Genomic DNA, 16370 nt, shown 5'->3' with positions numbered 1-16370 from the left:
ACAAGCAGTAAATAACCTATTAGGAGGAAAGCACATGACAAAAGATAATGGATTTTCTGACAAACTTAAAGGTGGAGTAAACAAAGCCAAAGGTGAATTTAAAGATCAAGTCGGAAACGCGACTGATAATTCGTCACTTCAAGCTGAAGGCAAGTTCGACAAAGCGAAAGGTGCCGTGCAAGAAAAAATTGGTGAAGTAAAAGACCGTAGCACGGACGATAAATACTAATCCTATAAAATTTCATGTAGTATAACAAAACAGTTGCTCTCATCTTTGAGGGCAACTGTTTTTATGTCAATAATGAAATGGCTTCTTTAAGTGTAGTTAAATAAGTCGCGGTTTTACTATGGTTATTTTTCATAAAACTTGTATGATGAGGTTTTAACCCTACGATGTACGTTTCAATCCCCATAATTTGAAGGGTTTCCACGAACGCTTTGAATGAATTAATGCCATATTCACTGATTTGGTCAATTCCATTAAAATCAAACACAACTTTTGTGATATCGTGTTCATACAATTCGATCGCCAAGCGGTCTTCACTATTGGAAATCAAATCCTGATCAAACTGCCCAAATAACGGGACCAACCCCACATGGTTTGCTACTGGAATAAGAGGTGCTGATAATTGCTTGATTTGTTTCAGATGACTTTCAGCCAGTTCTTTTTGAGAGAGCAATTCAAAATCCACATGTGCAAGACGGTTTTCATGTTTTTGGACAATTGCCATGATTTTATCAAGCTTACTGCCGATTTCGAAACACTGCAAGATTCCTATTTCTTGCTCCCACGTAATGGAAACCGCAAAAAGCTCTTGTAAATCTCTTTTCGTTTTTAATGTTAATTCGATAGGTTTGTCCAAACTTTGTGCCAACATTCTGTCGCGCTTGCTTTGACTGCCGATATTCATGAGATCTACAAAATAGTTCACATCCCCAAAAACTTGGCGAGCAGTCTGTGACATATCGAGTATTTCAAATGATCGGTCTACCACAAAGGCAGGAAAAGGAAGCGACTTAATGAAGTTCATGTATTTTCACCTCATCAAGTTCGGCCATCCATTTTTGCAGAACTTCATAATCACTGATCATCCGAGTTTTAGGTGATGCATACTTCTTCAAATCGTATGATGATAGCAGTCTGCTGCCTACAAGTAGATGCGGGTTGCTACTAATACCTTCAAGTTCTATAACGTATTGTTTTAATTGTTCCAAGTGATGAATGATGGTGAGAGAGACGCCGATGACTTGAGGTCCAAAGCGTTCTGCAGCCTCTTTTGCATAAGACAAAGGCAAATTAGCCCCCATTAATCGTACATTCCATCCAGCTTGTTCGAATAAGTAAGCCGCCATTTTCATTCCAAGCGAATGTTGTTCTTTTTCTACGCAAAAAAACATCGCTTTTTTCGAATGAGCTGTAAGCTTCGGTTTCGGAATGACACTATGAAACCTTGCTAATATGTAATCACACGTTGCTGTCGCCAAATGCTCGTCTGCTACTGTAATTTCATCTTCTTCCCACATCAAACCGATTAAACGCATTGCTTCCGTGATGTAATCCTGATAAATGGTCGCTATCGGCGTTCCTTTTTGGTACAGTGAATGAATTTGTTCAAACGCGTTATCAGAATCTCCTTCAATCAATGCAATCGCTAATTGTTTAGTCATCTCTCTCACCTCCTTCTATTTTTTATTTAATGGCGTCTATTCCGGCTTGCAATAGCTTTTGATATCCTTCTGAATCTGGTGTTGCCGTTTTGCCTAAAACATCATGGATTCGCTGGAAATTATCGATGACATGATGTTTACTCATGCCTCGCTGAGTTAGTAAATTGGTCAGCCAGACTGCGTAATTGATGAAAACTTGGGGATCGTCCAGTTTCGCAGCCGTTTCTAAATGATCGAAATGATGATGATTATCTTCAAGACAACGCATTTTCCCTGCTTCTCCAAAACGTTCGAGAATTTCAGGATAGGCTTCGTAAATTTCGGCTACTACTTCGTCTATTACTTGTGTACGTGTATGTGAATTCATCGAGCCACCACTGCGTATTTTGTCACTTTCGGAACAATGGCCGCCAGTTCTTGATCGGGATAGTTTTTTTCAAGTTCATGTACTTTTTTAAATGCGTCGCTGGTTACCCAGTTCATATAAGACGCTTTATCCAACCATTCCATATGGACGGTCAGTTCTTCAGGTCTTTTCTCATTCTGCCAAAGATGGAATACTTGAAAACCTTCAAATGTATCAACCAAACGAGATCGATTTTGATAGATGGCAATCACTTCGTCTGCTTTTCCTTTTGGAACTTGCACAGTAGAATGTACGACATACATCAGCGTTGCCTCCTTTTGACCTATTATGAATTCAGTTGTACAAGCGTAACATACTGACACCGGAAAATCTAAAATCTTCAATTAATTCAACGCTCTTTTTAACCTTAAAGACGTGTGATGACCCGCCAATTTAGAGTCATTTGCAGGCTCTTCTTTCACGAAAGCGAACCCTTTTGCTTTGTAAAATGGGATGCCTTTGTCATTTTCCTTTTCGACTGAGACCCATTGTTCCTTGGCATCATACATTTCTTGTTGTAGACGGGAATAGGCATCCAGTAATTGTGTACCAATTTTCTTATTCCGTTTTTCCGGATGCAGATAAAGGACGTAAATTTCTGCTTTTTTGGAGTTGATCATGCCTCCACCGATTGCCCCTACTATTTCCCCTTCAACCTCAGCAACATAGTAACCATTCCATTTAGTCGACAAATCCGTGATTTCTTTAAAGATTCGTTTAGGCGTATAGTATCTTTCAATGATATGTTCAATCTCCTGCTTCGTGTAAATATCACCATATGTAAACCATTGGCCTTCCGTACACACCTTGGCAATGCCATCCTCATCTCCTGGTTGTGCTTGGCGTATGATGGTCTTCGGCACATAAAGATGCAACGCATACTGCTGACCTTTTGTCCCCATGTAGCGACGTCCTTCATCTTTGAATCCCGCCTTCAAATAAACATGTCGCGCCGCTTCGTTGCGTTCATTGACCCCAAGTACCACTTCATCGAATTGTGGAAATTGCCGATGGATAAAGGTGGGAAGAGCTTGAATCGCTTTCACTGCAATTCCCTGACCCTGAGAATCTGGATGAATGGAAAATCCCCGTAGTAAGATTGAATTCGGGTTGTCAGTAAAGAAGTAGCGGTCATTTCCAGTATCCAGGACGAAGAAACCAATGATGTGATTCCCTTCTAAAATCGTGACAGGCGTTCTGGAATAATCATCATTTTTCAACAGGTCTAATGGATGTCCCGTAAACTCCAGCTGATCGGGAGGTAACGGGTAAAATTGAAATGCTTGCTGGTGATCCGGATTGTAAGGTACCAATGTAATGCTTTGTGGCATGAAAAAATCTCTCCTTCTTAAGTTGTCGTTCTATTTATTTTTATTTACTCGATTTCAACGTAACCACGACAATTTCAGGCAAATTAAACAAACGGATTGGAATGATGCTATTACCAAGGCCCCGGCTGACAATTAATGTTGACTGGCCCTCTTCATGAACGCCGGCAGTATAGGTTGGAAAGTAGCCTTGCCCAGGAGCAACAAGTCCCCCAACGAACGGAAGCCGAAACTGTCCTCCATGCGCATGGCCGGAAAACGTTGCATCGATTCCCGCATTCTTATACGTTTGAAAGTCTTCTGGACGATGGGCAAGCAGGATTGAGAAGGCATCATTCGGCACATTCGAAGCGCCAATCATTTGAGCAGCGGTCGCCCCCGTTAACGGATCTTCAATACCTGTTAAGGAAATCGACATTCCGTCACGTGTTATGTTCAACGTTTCATTAGATAACACTCGTACACCACGAGTTGTAAGTTCCTCTTTAATATGTTCCACATCATTCGTAGCCACTTCATGATTTCCTATTACATAATATACGTCCGTTAATTCCACGATTTTCTCGATGAGCGCGAGACTGTTGGGTAAATCATACCGATTACTATCAATTAAATCCCCAGTAATGACAATCATATTTGGCTTTTCCTTCTTAATTTTGTCCACTAAACGCTGTTGATTTTCACCAAACGTGGCATCATGTAAATCTGAAATTTGAACAATCCGGTACCCATCAAAAGTGGAAGGAATTTCAGGAGATGCCAAGGTATGATGAGAAACGGTGAGCCAATGGTTATTCACATATAAAAAGCCTATTAAACAAGCGACAACAATGATGATTTTCAGTAGTTTTCGAAACATGTAAAACTCCTTTTAATAAGCAAGACCCACTCGAACCTTTGTAAACTGTGGATCCAGCAATTCTTTGTAAGCGAACTCGGCTGTATCCCCTACAGATATTTCAACGCCATTTTCAGGTAAAAAGTTCATTTCAGTTCGCCACTGTCCTGTGCTCACTCCATCCGGTAAATAGGTTGGACAGACAACAGTCCAATCCAAATTGGTTGCAGCAAGTTTTTCGAATACCTTTGCATGCTGTTCTGCCGCAAATGTTAAGCGACGTTTCGATTCAGTTGACTGAAAGCGGTACAACTCAGGATTGGTTCTGCTTTGCAAAATCCCGGCTGTGCCGATTGTAATGATGCGTTTGATTTCTACTTTTTGCATCGCTTCAATAATAAGTGGAATCGCATCTGTAAGCGTGGTTGTCTTATCTGTACCAATTGCACTGACTACAGCATCCGCTCCTTGAATCGCGACATTCACCGATTGTTGTTCTCTAATATCGCCTTCTATAATCGTTAAGTTTTCATGAGGAGTTAATTTGGATGGTGTGCGTACCAGAGCCGTCACGAGATGACCATCTTCCAGCGCACTTCGTAAAATATTATTTCCTACACGTCCCGTTGCACCAAATATTGTAATGTTCATGGAGATTCCCCCAAATCTAGTTTCTATTAGAATAAAGGAATGGATTCAGTCTGGCTAATGATTCAAATACGAAAGCCACTACCACTGTATACGGATTTCCTTCTTTTTATCACATGGAAAGACGATGGAGATAGTGAGATTCAAAAAAACAATCCCTCGCCATTTTGAGCGATTGGATTGTAGAAGGAGAAGTGTATGGATATCACTGATGGTATTGAAAAGATTAGCCGAATTCTTTTTGGTGTTTCTTTTTGCGTTTTAAATAGTCCTCATCTTCACGGATTTGATCCCATTTCTTTTTGAAAATGGCAGCCGATTCAGCTTTCACAGGATCGATGTCGCGTTCTTTGACAGACCCATCCTCATTGTATTTGCGACCACCTTTGTAGTTCGTATAACGGCGTGCGCGCGTATAGCCCATTTGAATGAACTTTCTTGCCATATCCATTCCAACAAAATCGTCTTTTTTTCGATAGCCCTCAAACAGTTCCATTATTTTTTCCGAGGATTCTTTGGCAATATCCGGTGTTTTAAAACGCCAGTGTGGCAGGATTTCACTTTTATAAGGTTCAACCAGCAAGACGCCTTGTTCACCGCGTCCAACCCGGTACAATTCGGGCTTTTTCCGAAGGTCAAGGTTTTCATAATCCAAGTCATAATCAAATGCCATGGCAGAATCACTCCTTTTCCTTCTTATACCCGTTATTCTGGCGCGACAATCTCCAATTTGAGACGGTCTGGATCTTCAAAAAACACAGCGTAAGTTTGATTGCCCCCTGCATAGGGATGGCGATCTTTATATAAAATATTGACTCCACGATTGATCAATTCTTCCGTCAGTTCATCTACTTGAAGGCGGGATTGCCCGTTTGATTTCGATTTACATACTGAGCGATGGCTCAGTTGTAATTATTGACCTTCACGTAGGAAAAAATGAAGGTGACGTAGGAATTATCGGGGTTCACGTAGGAAAAATCGCCATCCACGTAGGAATTACATTAAAAATCATTCCGCATGCTTGGTATAAAGAATACCACAGCAGGAGTTTCCATCGATTCGTCGAAATGTATGAGTGATGAAATGGAGGAATACATATGAAGAATTTATCGATTGAATCCATTGGTCAAATTGCGGTCAATGTAAAAGATGTGCCTCGAGCTGTGGCTTTTTACAGAGATGTGATCGGATTGCCATTGTTATTCGAAACAAATGGACTGGCGTTTTTCCAGTGTGGGGAAACACGTTTATTATTGAGTTTGCCGGAAAAGAAAGAGTTTGATCACCCAAGCTCCGTGTTTTACTTCAAAGTGAAAGACTTGAATTCAACTGTAGCCACGATGAAAGAAGCGGGAGCTGAATTCATTGATGAACCCCACATGGTTGGGAAAATGGGTGATGTTGAAATTTGGATGGCTTTCTTTAAAGACGGAGAAGGCAATACCCACGCAGTAATGAGTGAAGTTTAAGCAGTGAACCCTTCCAAAGCTTTAACATGGAAGGGTTTTTCTTTTCAAGAGAAGGCGTAGTCCTTCTCCCATTTAAGGTTTTGTCCATTCAGCCTTGGTTTTCGCCCAGTCAGCGCGGGGCCTAAAAATTTTTCACCAGTCAAATGTACCAGTACAGAAAAAAGACATCCCAATATGAGATGTCTTTTCAACAATTAAGCTCATCACGCTTCAATCTTCATCAAATCCAACGGCGTGACTATACCAACCAATCCATCTTTGTCCGTAATCAGTAAGGCTTCGAGTCTTTTACCTTTTGCCATAGCGTCTTTAAAAAGTTCTTCCGCTTCAAAAATCGACATTTCACGTGGGACGAATAGATGATTTTCTTTCTTCTTCTCATGCTGGAGTGTGGATTCGACAGTCATTTCCCAGGAAATATCCTCATTTTCGACATGGTTTGCAAGCCAGAAGGTAATTCCCACAGCCGTTAATAGACCTACAAAAACATGATCGTCGTAGACAGGTATTTGGGTAAATTGTTTATCACGTATCATAATCAAGGCTTCCCTTAACGTGTCTTTTGCCTGGAGCGTGCTCACTTTTCTTTCGAACATTTCACCGACTGTTACTGGTTTTGCCAGCGCTTCATCAATCGTTTCGAGAGCTTGTACAATTTCATCATGAGGTTCTGCAATCGCATATTCAGTTGATGTTTGATGATGGACAATTGCATTTCGCAGCGTTGCGTATTCTTTTAAGTCCTCTTCATATCTTCGCACAATAGCATTCTTCCGTTTAGAAAGCTCCACCAATTTATAAAATGACAGATGATCATTAGTGCCAATGATTTCTTTCATAGATTGTTCGATACGATGAAAAGCCGTCAGGAAGCGATCGGAATTTCGAATCGTTTGCTCTACCTGCTGTTGATTATCCATTTTGCATTCCTCCCGTTCGCAACTCTTTCTACATAGGTTGCTTATTTTCCTGTCTTTTTATTACAATACCCATAAGAAGAGGTGATGAAATTGGAAACTCCGTTAAATTGTCCTTATTGCAACCCGCAAAAGGATCCGGAACAACGTATTGTTTTTGAAAACGAATATTGTCTGTATTTACAGCATCCCAAACATCAAACTATTTTAGAAGGTAGTGGTCTCATCGTTCCAAGAGCCCATCGTCAAACCGTTTTTGATTTAACACAGGAAGAATGGAACGCTACCTACGATTTGATGCAACAAGTAAAAACTTATGCAGATGAGAAGTACGCGCCAGACGGCTATACACTTGGTTGGAATGTTGGAGACGCTTCAAATCAATCCATTCAACATGCACATTTTCATATCCTGCCTCGTTTTGCCGACGAACCTTATGCAGGAAAAGGCATTCGTGCATGGTTCAAGTCTGAAGAAAATCGCCGACCTGGAAGATAAAACTTTTTATCCGAAATCTTTCCGACTAGACGGAATGCCTGCGTGAGTAGACGGAAAGTGACTCTGACTGGACAAAATCACTTTAAAAAATACATATTTCACTCCTGCCTGAGCAACCTAAGCTGAAATAAAAATTCAGTTTTAAACAGGAGGTTCAAGTCTATATATGAAATCTTTATTATTAGTCGTTTTGGCCATGTTTATGCTTGCGGGTTGCGGAACGGATGAAGGTACATCCATTGGTACTCAACAAGAACCAAGTAAGCAAGATGAAAATTTCGTGCCGGGAGAAACTTCTCCGAATTCTGGTGAAGACGGAATGGGCGAAGGTAATCAACCCGCTATGCCTGCCCCTGATGGTGCTGGTGACGACAACGACGAGTAAACATTCAAAAAAATCCCTCTCCATTTCAATAGGAGAGGGCTTTCTTTCACACTTTTGTTTTTGATGCGTTGCGTTTTGACATCCAAACACCAAATATCATCAATGCGATAATCGCCAGTATTGTGATTGCTATGCTCCACCAGAAATCACCTGAGTCTGGTGAACCTGTCAACCACTGCGTTGCATAAGTAGAGATTTTCCAAGGTGATATCGTCCAATAAGTTCCGAGTAATGAGTCCACAATCTGGACAATCAAAATGAGTAGCAAAGATAGCCCTGCTGCGCCACCTGTAGGTAACCACGCACTCATTGCCAAAACGATTGTCACTACAAATAAAATCCATACACTATAAGTGCCTGCAAAAGCGAAGAAATCAGAAGCTTCGACTTTCCCGAATAAAAGCCCTGTGTAATACCAGCTCGTCAGCAATCCAAGCCACACACTCATTAGCGCAATCATGCCAACGACTTTCCATTTGCTTAAAAAGTAATTTAAATAAGAAATCGGTCGTACATAAATAAGTGTCCCCGTTCCGTTTTTTCGCTCACGGGAAATGGTGCCCATGAATGCCAATACTAATACGAGCATACCGATGAATTGGTATTGGCCCATTGTCGCCATGATGACTTGAGCTGGTGTGAACTCTGGCATCGGGAAGGTGGTTCCTTCTGGCATATTCCCGACCGCGTCGAGTATTTGCGGCAAATAGTAACTTGTCAGTGGCTCGGACAATCCGAAGAAAATAAAGACAAGAGGGACCCATAAAATTTTAAAATTGCGCGTATTCTCACGCCACTCTTTTTGAAAAAGTACGACTAATTCCCTCATGCCTGCCCCGCCACCTTCATAAAGATTTCTTCCAAGTTCGCTGTCTGTCGCTCTGCTTTTCGGACATCCAGTCCACTTTCCGCCAATGACTTCAATACGTCCGCCATAGTCGGGAATCCTTGTGCCAGGTGAATGGTCCCGCACGCCCCTTCCACTTGGACGTTCCATGGAGCGCGTTCCGAATAAATGATGGCATCTTCGGCACGACCAAATTCAACGCGGTATCTTGGTTGATCATATTTTGCACGTACATCGCCAATTGAGCCTTGTTCAACTAATTGTCCTTTTCTTAAAAACAATAATTGATCCGTCATTTCTTCCGCATCATTCAAAATATGTGTCGAGTACAAAATCGTCATATCTTGCTGTAAGCTTTTTAATAGATTCATGATTTCACGTCTACCAACTGGATCCAGTGCGGACACGGGTTCATCCAGTAATAAGAGCTTTGGTTTATGAACAATGGCCTGCGCTAAGCCAAGACGTTGTTTCATGCCGCCTGAGAAGGTGCCCGTCTTTTTCCGTAGTGCATCTCCAAGTCCTACAAACTCCAATGTTTTTTGTGCTTCGAGCTTCGCAGACCGTGCGTCCATTCCACTTAATTTCGCGGCCATTTCGGTAAATTCAAGCGCAGTCAGCCACGAAAAGAACTGTGGATATTGAGGCAGAAAACCAATATGTTTTCTGACGTCAGCACGTTTTTCACCATTTAGGGAAATGGTCCCGGTGGTTGGCTCCAATAATCCGCCAAGCATGGATAAAGTCGTCGTTTTACCGGCGCCGTTTGGTCCGATTAATGCTGTCGATGTGCCTTCTCCAAGTGCAAAAGTTACTTCATTCACCGCTCGCTCTGAGCCGTATATTTTCGTTAAGTGATCCGCTTCCAAGATTATTGTCATGCTTGTTTTCTCCCGGCAATAAAGTACGCAATCGGTCCGACAATATTAATGAAAATAATGACCAGTGCCCAAACCCATTTCGGACCGTTTGTTTGATGTATTTTGGTTAAATCGATAAGTGCAACTATTACTAATATTAATTGAATGATAAAAATTGGTGCGATAATCCCCCAAGACAGTCCTTGTAATGCTTCCATTTGTCCCAAACCCCTTTTATTGTAATGTTGTGACGAGCACAATACTTCCAACTATTAATAATAAGAAAATCCAACTTGTTTTATGCCCCATATTGATGGTCCAGCCTATACCAAAACGTTTCTCCACCAGAATGCTCGGATCGTTCTTATTCACATAAAACAGTCCGAACTTCCAATGTTGATCATCGTCTGGATCTATGACACCGTCCATTCTTTCATCAAAATGAGAAACAGCCAGCCTTGTGCCGCTTTGACCTACTTTAATGGCGTAGAATAAAACCGAACCTAAAATGATGACCAAGAAAGCGATTGTGGCAGTCATCGTTACCGACGTTGACATGGTCTCTGGAAAAATAATGGAAAGCTGTAAGTACCCCATCAGTAAAGTAATTGTGATTGTTACGATAAACAACAGCCAACTTGAATATTTCCGGAAAGCGAGTTGTTGTTCACGAGAACGTTTTTTATGTCTGACTTGAATCTTCGCCCCGGATTGCTTCATCGCTCGATTGAAAAACCACAGCATCCCTTGCAGCACAAGTGTCATGAATGGCAACGAACTGACGGAAAGCCAACTCTTTTCGGTGAAAGCATCCGCTTCTCCATTCGCTCCCCAGTGCGTGGGAATTTGGTCAGGTAACGAATCATATTGGCTTAAGCCATAAATTCCTAAGCTGACGGTCAAAAGCATCGGCAAAACAAAATACATACTGGGTAACAGTTTCAGCTGCTCACGAAACTGCAGGTCTACCACTTTTCGTTCCACTTGACCTGATGTCCATTTCTCCTCTTTCTTCCAGTTAGCTAATGCAATATGATTTTTTGCATAAAGCCCCATTGAAAGAACCACTGTGCCTATTTGTGCCGCCAACCCCCAAAATACAATTTGTTGCTCAGGCGGACTGCTGATCAACACGTATCCAATGAATAGTGTCAGGACCACTAAACCAACCATGGAGACCACAGTGGTATAGCGCTTTTTCATCTTGATAATCCGCTGGTCTTTTACATGTGTATCCGGAATATAGACTCCAAAGACTTCACTTTCCTTCAGAAATTTCGGTAAAAAAGCTTGAATGGCAATGTTAAAAAATAATATAACGATAAAAATGATAGCTGCCATTACTTTACCTCCTTCAAATCCAAAATAATTTCTTTCACCAGTAACTCAATGTCTTCTTGAGACAATTGAAGACAAAGAGCTTCTGCAAGAATCGGGCGCATTTCTTTCGTCAGACGTTGACGGTCGGTTGCTGTTGCTTTACGAACGCCTTTTTCATGTATGACTACACCTTTCTTCTGTACAATCTGGATAAATTCCTTCTCTTCTAAATAGTGATACGCTTTATTTACCGTATGCATATTCATGCCAAGATCAGCGGCAAAGGAACGTACAGATGGCAAGGAATCTCCGGGCTTTAAAGTTCCTTTCGCTACTCCCTCAATAATTTGCTGGGCCAATTGTAAGTAAATCGGTACGGTCGAATCCGGTTCAATCTCAATAAACATATGCGACCTCCCTTTGTTCTATTCTTAGTAGAACAGTTTTGTTATATACAATATAGAACAGAATGAACTTTTTGGCAAGTATTGTTATTTACATTGTTTACATTCCTTTTTTCATGCGTTACAATGAAGCCGTTCTTGAACATATAAAACTGCATACGATTTTGCACTAGGGGTGCTATAGTTTGGCTGAGATGAGAGCGTTTGCTCCGATCCCTTAACACTCGATCCAGATAATACTGGCGTGAGGAAGTGCGGTGACCTTTGCCAACTTTTTTATTTTTGCGCAAAACAGCTGCATTCCACGTCGAATGCGGCTTTTTTTATGTTCAAAAAACATGTATGGGTGCCTATTACGCACCAATAAAAAGGAGGAAAAGAAATGTCACAGGAGTTAAGTTGTGGAACAAGTCCAATCGTTGGGTTACGGTTTTCCATTCACCCAATGGCGGACAACTTTATTGAGATTATTAAAGGGGCTTTACGTGAGGCGGATACTTCGAATGTATGGATGCACACCGACGATGTCAGTACGGTAATGCGGGGAAAACAAGTGCATGTATTCGATACAGCTAGAGCGATCGTATTGTATGCAGCAAAAACGGGAGCTCATGTAGCATTTAACGGGACCTTTTCGATTGGTTGCCCTGGGGATTCTGCCGGAGATGTTTTTCTAAAAAAAGACGATGTCCTGTTAAACGACCCTCAAATTCGAGAAATCAAGCAATATGTATCCTCCCAGTTTGCCTTGTATCCCATGAATAACCCGGACTATATGTCGGTCATTTACAGGGAAGTGGAGCGGGCAAAAGAATATGGAGTGTTTAATGAATCGATGCATTATGCCAGTGGACTTCATGGGGATATTCACGAGGTATTTGCATTCCTTGAAGATTCATTCACAAACGCTCGATCAGAGCAATATAAACATTTAGTTATGACTGTCAACATGAGCATCAACAGTCCTTCCCACAAAGGAGAGGCGTAATATGTTGAAATCGTGGAAGCTAAAAGAAGTTGTCTTGATGTCTGTCTTTGCCGTTGTTTTTGCCTTGGTGTATTTGCTGTTTGTGCAGGTCGGAAACATTTGGGCAGGTGTGATTGGACCGATTGCCTATGAGTGGATTTTTGGAATTTGGTTTATTGTTTCAATTATTTGCGCATACATCATTCGTAAACCTGGCGCCGCTCTTTTGTCGGAAACGATGGCTGCGATCATTGAAGTTATGATTGGCAATGCGGTTGGCCCTCGATTGATCTTATCCGGCATTGTTCAAGGGCTTGGAGCAGAAGCTGCTTTCGCTGCGACCGGTTACAAACGCTATGACTGGTGGGTACTTTGTTTAGCAGGGATCGGCTCTGCGGTCTTCAGTTTTGCCTATGGTTTCTTTGTATCTGGTTACGCGGCACTGGACCCTTCTCTGCTCGTCCTTATGTTCTCGCTTCGAGTGATGAGTGGTGCCATCATTGCCGGATTAGGTGGGAAGTATGTGTCGGATGGTCTACTGGCAACCGGAGCGCTCCGAGGCTATGCCATTTCTCGCGATACGTCCAAGAATCATCAGTTGAAGGGTGAGGCTATTGGATAATGCCTCAACTATAAGTGTCTCCTCCCCTGTTGTTGATTTCAAAGAGGTCACTTTTCAGTTTCTGGAAGATAACTCGCCGGTATTTACGAACATTTCTTTCTCCATACATGCCGGCGAACGTGTTGTCTTATATGGTCCGAGTGGGTGTGGAAAAAGCACTTTACTGTATTTAATGAACCGCTTGTACCCTGCCAATTGTGACGGCGAGCTCAGTGGATCAGTCGCCCTCTTTCATAAAGACGCTAGTAGTTATGCCGCTGGAGAAATTAACCGGCGTATCGCTACCGTTTTTCAGGATCCAGAGACGCAGTTCTGTATGCCAACAGTTGAACAGGAAATGGCTTTTACGCTAGAAAACCTGCACATCAATCGCGAGGAAATGGAACAGCGAATAACGACGACACTTGACCTTACAGGTCTTTCCGCCTTTCGTCACTCGGTGATTCAAACGCTTTCCGGCGGAATGAAACAACGACTTGCCACTGCTTGTGCCTTGTTAATAGAACCGCAAGTACTGTTGCTCGACGAACCGCTTGCCCATTTAGACCCTTTGACTGCGCATCAATATGTGGAGTGGCTAAATGCGTTGCAATTATCCTCTGATTTCACGGTAGTTGTGGTTGAACACCGTCTCGACCTATGGGGTTCATTTTTCAACCGTGCCCTTCACGTAAAGAATTCAGGGGTGTTTTCTATTGAAGCAAATCCAACGAGATCACCCATTCAGTTCCCTTCCCGCACTTCGACCGTGCAAGACGTCGTAGCGTTGGAAGCGCAAAATATCAGTGTGAACATCGATGGCAATCGTTTATTATCAAACATTTCTTTAAGCTTGCGAAAAGGTGAAATCGCCGTACTTGCTGGTCCGAATGGCAGTGGGAAATCTACTTTACTGAAGACCATATGTGGCATTTTGAAAAAAACGGATGGGCAATTCAAAAGTGGACGTACTATTCCGGGTTACGTTCCTCAATCGCCGGAACACTTATTTGTTACTAATGACGTTGGACAGGAAATTTCTTTTTCAAATCACGCGAACGCCGATGAAATATCGGATATTATGCATAGTTTACGGTTACTCGAAATTCAGGATGCACACCCTTTTGCCATCAGTCACGGCCAAAAACGACGCGTAGCAATTGGGGCAATGATTGCCGATCAACGCCCCGTCCTATTACTCGATGAACCAACATCCGGGCAAGATTCAGAGGTCCTTATCGAACTTTTTCACTTAATCGATTCGATGGCCAAAGAAGGCTTCACCGTGTTAATCGTGACACATGATATGGCGTTTGCTGCAGCCATTGCAGATACCGTTTTCTTATTAAATAACGGTGAATTAACCGGTCGTTATGAAAATGAACAATTGTGGCAGCAAACGGAGCTATTGAAGACTCATCACCTTTTGCCACCGATTGGAGCGGCTTCCTATGTCTAGTCGAACGTGGTTACATGACATGAATCCTGCTTTGAAGTTTATTTTAGTGATTGTTTCGATGTTGACTTTAGCGTGGTTCTTCAATCCATGGACGCCTTTTCTAGTATTTGTCGGTGTCATTCTTATTCAACTATCGTTCAGTCGAATAAATTGGAAAGTCTGGTCTTTGTTCATGATTCCAATTGGCTTTAGTGCCCTGGGATATTTATGGACGACAGTGCTTTTTGCAGCAGATACAAGTGGCAACGTTATTTGGGTTTGGCGTGGAATTGAAGTGACGGATCAACAATGGCATACGGCACTATCATTGGCGTTCCGTGTTTTCGCTTTCTCCTCACTGTCGTTGTTGTTTGCCTTAACAACCAATCCCGTTAAATTTGTGATGAGTTTAATGCAACAACTACGACTATCTCCGAAACTTGCTTACGGTGTCATGGTTGGGTATCAGTTTTTGCCTGTTGTGAAAGAAGAGTTCATTCAAATTCGCCATGCACATCGATTACGGGGAATTGGTCAGGAAAAATATGCGTGGCAACGCCTTCTTAGTATGAGAAGAATTTTGATTCCACTGCTTGCGAGCGCTGTTCGGCGAGCAGAACGTTCTGCCTTTGCTATGGAAGCAAGAGGCTTGACCGGTGAGCGGCGTTCCATATATTACGAACCCCTTCATATTGGTGGACGTGATTGGTTGCTAGCCATCATCCTGATTTTTGTATTAATAGCCAGTAGTGTCGCAGGATTTCTGTTGAGCTAAACCAAAAAATCGCCTTTTGACAAACGTTGTCATAAGGCGATTTTCTATTAGATATTCAATTCACTTAGTCGTGGCATAGCCGTCAACGCACCAGCTTTCGTTGCTGCAAGTGCCCCGAGATGGTTGGCAAAAGCCGTACATTCCACGAGGGAATCCATCGTTTTTGGCAAACCATTGAGGTGTACATAGCGCAAAATTCCAGCCATAAAGGCATCTCCCGCTCCGGTCGTATCAACTGGTATCACCGGTTGTACCGGTACATGCTGAAGTTCTCCATTCAGAACCGCATACGTTCCTTCTGCACCAGCAGTAATTAAAATAATCGGCACTTTCAATTCCGCAATTGCTTCAAGACCTTCTTGCATGGACGTGGTTTCGGTTAAAAACGTCAACTCTTCTTCCGTGAACTTCAACAAATCTGCATCTTTGAAAAATGATTTAATGGTTTCGCGACACTCGGATTCACTATTCCAGCGGAGCGGGCGGATATTGGCATCAAACGATAACATAGCGCCATGCTTTTTCGCGTATTCCACTGCTTTGCGGGATGTCTCCAGAGCCTTTGGTTGAAATAAAGTTCCAGAGCACAAGTTTAATACGGACGCTTCTTTAAATGCCTCTTCTTTCAAATCTTCAGCACCGACTTGAATATGTGGTGCATCGTCAATATATTGATGAAAAATCCGGTCATGATCTTCTGTTAAATGTACATACACACCACTCACTCGTTTTTCGGGTTCGAGTATGGCATATTCCATTGTAACTTCTTCCGCTTCAAGTTCACCTCGTACAAATTCAGAAGTTGCGTCGTCCCCTGTAATGGTAATAAATGCGGAAGGTACCCCTAGTCTGGCAACACCTACTGCAACATTTACAGTTGCCCCTCCCAAAAACATTGAAAAAGATGTATTCGTCGTATCGGTTGCAATATAGTCTACAAAAGCATCCCCGTAAGAGAGGACGTGCGATTTATTTGATTGAGTCATCATCCATCCTCCTTC

24 protein-coding genes, 1 pseudogene and 1 riboswitch are annotated in these 16370 nt (G+C 42.3%); of the genes and pseudogenes, 9 read left to right on the top strand and 16 right to left on the bottom strand.

Annotated elements, in window-relative coordinates:
* Positions 1-34 precede the first annotated feature (34 nt).
* Entirely contained in the window at positions 35-229 is a 195-nt protein-coding gene (locus tag M9R32_RS10300) for a CsbD family protein (RefSeq protein ID WP_269926661.1), read from the top strand.
* 61 nt (positions 230-290) lie between these two features.
* Here the strand turns inward: M9R32_RS10300 and M9R32_RS10295 are convergent, their stop codons facing one another.
* The 9 genes and pseudogenes from M9R32_RS10295 to M9R32_RS16135 all read right to left on the bottom strand — a co-directional run.
* Positions 291-1031 carry an STAS domain-containing protein gene (locus M9R32_RS10295; RefSeq protein ID WP_269926660.1) on the bottom strand — a complete coding sequence of 247 codons (741 nt, stop codon included), beginning with the start codon at positions 1029-1031 and terminating at the stop codon, positions 291-293.
* Positions 1018-1668, bottom strand: a complete 651-nt coding sequence (locus tag M9R32_RS10290) for a cobalamin B12-binding domain-containing protein (RefSeq protein WP_269926659.1) — start codon at positions 1666-1668, stop codon at positions 1018-1020. Before M9R32_RS10290 ends, M9R32_RS10295 begins: the two co-directional genes overlap by 14 nt.
* Positions 1669-1690: 22 nt before the next feature.
* Positions 1691-2035, bottom strand: a complete 345-nt coding sequence (locus tag M9R32_RS10285) for a hypothetical protein (RefSeq protein WP_269926658.1) — start codon at positions 2033-2035, stop codon at positions 1691-1693.
* Positions 2032-2337, bottom strand: coding sequence for an antibiotic biosynthesis monooxygenase family protein (locus M9R32_RS10280; protein WP_269926657.1), 306 nt, complete (start codon positions 2335-2337; stop codon positions 2032-2034). Before M9R32_RS10280 ends, M9R32_RS10285 begins: the two co-directional genes overlap by 4 nt.
* An 81-nt stretch (positions 2338-2418) precedes the next feature.
* Positions 2419-3405, bottom strand: coding sequence for a GNAT family N-acetyltransferase (locus M9R32_RS10275; protein ID WP_269926656.1), 987 nt, complete (start codon positions 3403-3405; stop codon positions 2419-2421).
* A gap of 40 nt (positions 3406-3445) precedes the next feature.
* Positions 3446-4261 carry a metallophosphoesterase gene (locus M9R32_RS10270; RefSeq protein WP_269926655.1) on the bottom strand — a complete coding sequence of 272 codons (816 nt, stop codon included), beginning with the start codon at positions 4259-4261 and terminating at the stop codon, positions 3446-3448.
* Between the two features lie 12 nt (positions 4262-4273).
* Complete coding sequence (locus M9R32_RS10265) at positions 4274-4891, bottom strand: NAD(P)-dependent oxidoreductase (protein WP_269926654.1); 618 nt, start codon at positions 4889-4891, stop codon at positions 4274-4276.
* Between the two features lie 223 nt (positions 4892-5114).
* Positions 5115-5561, bottom strand: a complete 447-nt coding sequence (locus tag M9R32_RS10260) for a DUF4385 domain-containing protein (protein WP_269926653.1) — start codon at positions 5559-5561, stop codon at positions 5115-5117.
* A gap of 32 nt (positions 5562-5593) precedes the next feature.
* A pseudogene (locus tag M9R32_RS16135) lies at positions 5594-5761 on the bottom strand (VOC family protein); the annotation flags it as partial.
* On the opposite strand from M9R32_RS16135, the gene M9R32_RS10255 reads away from it, so the two are divergent.
* Together M9R32_RS10255 and M9R32_RS10250 are read left to right on the top strand one after the other, a co-directional pair.
* Positions 5761-5967 (top strand): hypothetical protein, encoded by a 207-nt coding sequence (locus M9R32_RS10255; RefSeq protein ID WP_269926652.1) that lies wholly within the window; start codon positions 5761-5763, stop codon positions 5965-5967. The pseudogene M9R32_RS16135 and the gene M9R32_RS10255 overlap by 1 nt on opposite strands.
* Before the next feature lie 18 nt (positions 5968-5985).
* Positions 5986-6357 (top strand): VOC family protein, encoded by a 372-nt coding sequence (locus M9R32_RS10250; RefSeq protein WP_269926651.1) that lies wholly within the window; start codon positions 5986-5988, stop codon positions 6355-6357.
* 203 nt (positions 6358-6560) lie between these two features.
* Here the strand turns inward: M9R32_RS10250 and M9R32_RS10245 are convergent, their stop codons facing one another.
* The gene (locus M9R32_RS10245; protein ID WP_269926650.1) at positions 6561-7277 is read right to left on the bottom strand and encodes a CBS domain-containing protein; all 717 of its coding nucleotides are present in this window, start codon (positions 7275-7277) and stop codon (positions 6561-6563) included.
* Between the two features lie 90 nt (positions 7278-7367).
* On the opposite strand from M9R32_RS10245, the gene M9R32_RS10240 reads away from it, so the two are divergent.
* Both M9R32_RS10240 and M9R32_RS10235 read left to right on the top strand, forming a co-directional pair.
* Positions 7368-7772 (top strand): HIT family protein, encoded by a 405-nt coding sequence (locus M9R32_RS10240; RefSeq protein WP_418936243.1) that lies wholly within the window; start codon positions 7368-7370, stop codon positions 7770-7772.
* A 166-nt stretch (positions 7773-7938) separates the two neighbouring features.
* Positions 7939-8157, top strand: coding sequence for a putative periplasmic lipoprotein (locus M9R32_RS10235; RefSeq protein ID WP_269926648.1), 219 nt, complete (start codon positions 7939-7941; stop codon positions 8155-8157).
* A 46-nt stretch (positions 8158-8203) separates the two neighbouring features.
* Here the strand turns inward: M9R32_RS10235 and M9R32_RS10230 are convergent, their stop codons facing one another.
* Genes M9R32_RS10230 through M9R32_RS10210 form a run of 5 tightly spaced genes read right to left on the bottom strand, consistent with a single transcriptional unit; the run spans position 8204 to position 11591 of the window.
* Positions 8204-8986 (bottom strand): ABC transporter permease, encoded by a 783-nt coding sequence (locus M9R32_RS10230; protein ID WP_269926647.1) that lies wholly within the window; start codon positions 8984-8986, stop codon positions 8204-8206.
* Positions 8983-9885, bottom strand: a complete 903-nt coding sequence (locus tag M9R32_RS10225) for an ABC transporter ATP-binding protein (protein WP_269926646.1) — start codon at positions 9883-9885, stop codon at positions 8983-8985. Before M9R32_RS10225 ends, M9R32_RS10230 begins: the two co-directional genes overlap by 4 nt.
* Positions 9882-10082, bottom strand: coding sequence for a PLD nuclease N-terminal domain-containing protein (locus M9R32_RS10220; RefSeq protein WP_269926645.1), 201 nt, complete (start codon positions 10080-10082; stop codon positions 9882-9884). The genes M9R32_RS10225 and M9R32_RS10220 overlap by 4 nt, the downstream gene beginning before the upstream one ends.
* Before the next feature lie 16 nt (positions 10083-10098).
* Positions 10099-11205, bottom strand: coding sequence for a DUF1648 domain-containing protein (locus M9R32_RS10215; protein WP_269926644.1), 1107 nt, complete (start codon positions 11203-11205; stop codon positions 10099-10101).
* Positions 11205-11591, bottom strand: a complete 387-nt coding sequence (locus M9R32_RS10210; RefSeq protein WP_269926643.1) for a GntR family transcriptional regulator — start codon at positions 11589-11591, stop codon at positions 11205-11207. Before M9R32_RS10210 ends, M9R32_RS10215 begins: the two co-directional genes overlap by 1 nt.
* 158 nt (positions 11592-11749) lie before the next feature.
* Positions 11750-11856, top strand: a riboswitch (TPP riboswitch).
* A 114-nt stretch (positions 11857-11970) separates the two neighbouring features.
* Here M9R32_RS10210 and M9R32_RS10205 point away from each other — a divergent pair.
* Genes M9R32_RS10205 through M9R32_RS10190 form a run of 4 tightly spaced genes read left to right on the top strand, consistent with a single transcriptional unit; the run spans position 11971 to position 15369 of the window.
* On the top strand, positions 11971-12576 hold the full coding sequence (locus M9R32_RS10205) for a YkoF family thiamine/hydroxymethylpyrimidine-binding protein (protein WP_269926642.1): 606 nt from the start codon (positions 11971-11973) through the stop codon (positions 12574-12576).
* A 1-nt stretch (position 12577) separates the two neighbouring features.
* Positions 12578-13177: an ECF transporter S component gene (locus M9R32_RS10200; protein WP_269926641.1), complete on the top strand. Its 600-nt coding sequence runs from the start codon at positions 12578-12580 to the stop codon at positions 13175-13177.
* Entirely contained in the window at positions 13161-14615 is a 1455-nt protein-coding gene (locus M9R32_RS10195; RefSeq protein ID WP_418936242.1) for an ABC transporter ATP-binding protein, read from the top strand. The genes M9R32_RS10200 and M9R32_RS10195 overlap by 17 nt, the downstream gene beginning before the upstream one ends.
* Positions 14608-15369 carry an energy-coupling factor transporter transmembrane component T family protein gene (locus tag M9R32_RS10190; RefSeq protein ID WP_269926639.1) on the top strand — a complete coding sequence of 254 codons (762 nt, stop codon included), beginning with the start codon at positions 14608-14610 and terminating at the stop codon, positions 15367-15369. Before M9R32_RS10195 ends, M9R32_RS10190 begins: the two co-directional genes overlap by 8 nt.
* A 47-nt stretch (positions 15370-15416) precedes the next feature.
* Here the strand turns inward: M9R32_RS10190 and M9R32_RS10185 are convergent, their stop codons facing one another.
* The gene (locus M9R32_RS10185; RefSeq protein ID WP_269926638.1) at positions 15417-16355 is read right to left on the bottom strand and encodes a carbohydrate kinase family protein; all 939 of its coding nucleotides are present in this window, start codon (positions 16353-16355) and stop codon (positions 15417-15419) included.
* Positions 16356-16370 lie beyond the last annotated feature (15 nt).

The organism is Paenisporosarcina quisquiliarum (genome assembly GCF_027563315.1).
In the GTDB taxonomy this organism is placed as follows: Bacteria; Bacillota; Bacilli; order Bacillales_A; family Planococcaceae; genus Paenisporosarcina; species Paenisporosarcina quisquiliarum.
This window is presented reverse-complemented; position numbering and strand designations above follow the sequence as displayed.

Coding starts and splice junctions, on each gene's coding strand:
- M9R32_RS10225 (WP_269926646.1), bottom strand. CDS start 9,885: ATGACAATAATCTTGGAAGCGGATCACTTAACGAAAATATACGGCTCA.
- M9R32_RS10215 (WP_269926644.1), bottom strand. CDS start 11,205: ATGGCAGCTATCATTTTTATCGTTATATTATTTTTTAACATTGCCATT.
- M9R32_RS10280 (WP_269926657.1), bottom strand. CDS start 2,337: ATGTATGTCGTACATTCTACTGTGCAAGTTCCAAAAGGAAAAGCAGAC.
- M9R32_RS10260 (WP_269926653.1), bottom strand. CDS start 5,561: ATGGCATTTGATTATGACTTGGATTATGAAAACCTTGACCTTCGGAAA.
- M9R32_RS10300 (WP_269926661.1), top strand. CDS start 35: ATGACAAAAGATAATGGATTTTCTGACAAACTTAAAGGTGGAGTAAAC.
- M9R32_RS10220 (WP_269926645.1), bottom strand. CDS start 10,082: ATGGAAGCATTACAAGGACTGTCTTGGGGGATTATCGCACCAATTTTT.
- M9R32_RS10210 (WP_269926643.1), bottom strand. CDS start 11,591: ATGTTTATTGAGATTGAACCGGATTCGACCGTACCGATTTACTTACAA.
- M9R32_RS10190 (WP_269926639.1), top strand. CDS start 14,608: ATGTCTAGTCGAACGTGGTTACATGACATGAATCCTGCTTTGAAGTTT.
- M9R32_RS10205 (WP_269926642.1), top strand. CDS start 11,971: ATGTCACAGGAGTTAAGTTGTGGAACAAGTCCAATCGTTGGGTTACGG.
- M9R32_RS10250 (WP_269926651.1), top strand. CDS start 5,986: ATGAAGAATTTATCGATTGAATCCATTGGTCAAATTGCGGTCAATGTA.
- M9R32_RS10290 (WP_269926659.1), bottom strand. CDS start 1,668: ATGACTAAACAATTAGCGATTGCATTGATTGAAGGAGATTCTGATAAC.
- M9R32_RS10275 (WP_269926656.1), bottom strand. CDS start 3,405: ATGCCACAAAGCATTACATTGGTACCTTACAATCCGGATCACCAGCAA.
- M9R32_RS10245 (WP_269926650.1), bottom strand. CDS start 7,277: ATGGATAATCAACAGCAGGTAGAGCAAACGATTCGAAATTCCGATCGC.
- M9R32_RS10270 (WP_269926655.1), bottom strand. CDS start 4,261: ATGTTTCGAAAACTACTGAAAATCATCATTGTTGTCGCTTGTTTAATA.
- M9R32_RS10235 (WP_269926648.1), top strand. CDS start 7,939: ATGAAATCTTTATTATTAGTCGTTTTGGCCATGTTTATGCTTGCGGGT.
- M9R32_RS10230 (WP_269926647.1), bottom strand. CDS start 8,986: ATGAGGGAATTAGTCGTACTTTTTCAAAAAGAGTGGCGTGAGAATACG.
- M9R32_RS10200 (WP_269926641.1), top strand. CDS start 12,578: ATGTTGAAATCGTGGAAGCTAAAAGAAGTTGTCTTGATGTCTGTCTTT.
- M9R32_RS10265 (WP_269926654.1), bottom strand. CDS start 4,891: ATGAACATTACAATATTTGGTGCAACGGGACGTGTAGGAAATAATATT.
- M9R32_RS10285 (WP_269926658.1), bottom strand. CDS start 2,035: ATGAATTCACATACACGTACACAAGTAATAGACGAAGTAGTAGCCGAA.
- M9R32_RS10295 (WP_269926660.1), bottom strand. CDS start 1,031: ATGAACTTCATTAAGTCGCTTCCTTTTCCTGCCTTTGTGGTAGACCGA.
- M9R32_RS10185 (WP_269926638.1), bottom strand. CDS start 16,355: ATGACTCAATCAAATAAATCGCACGTCCTCTCTTACGGGGATGCTTTT.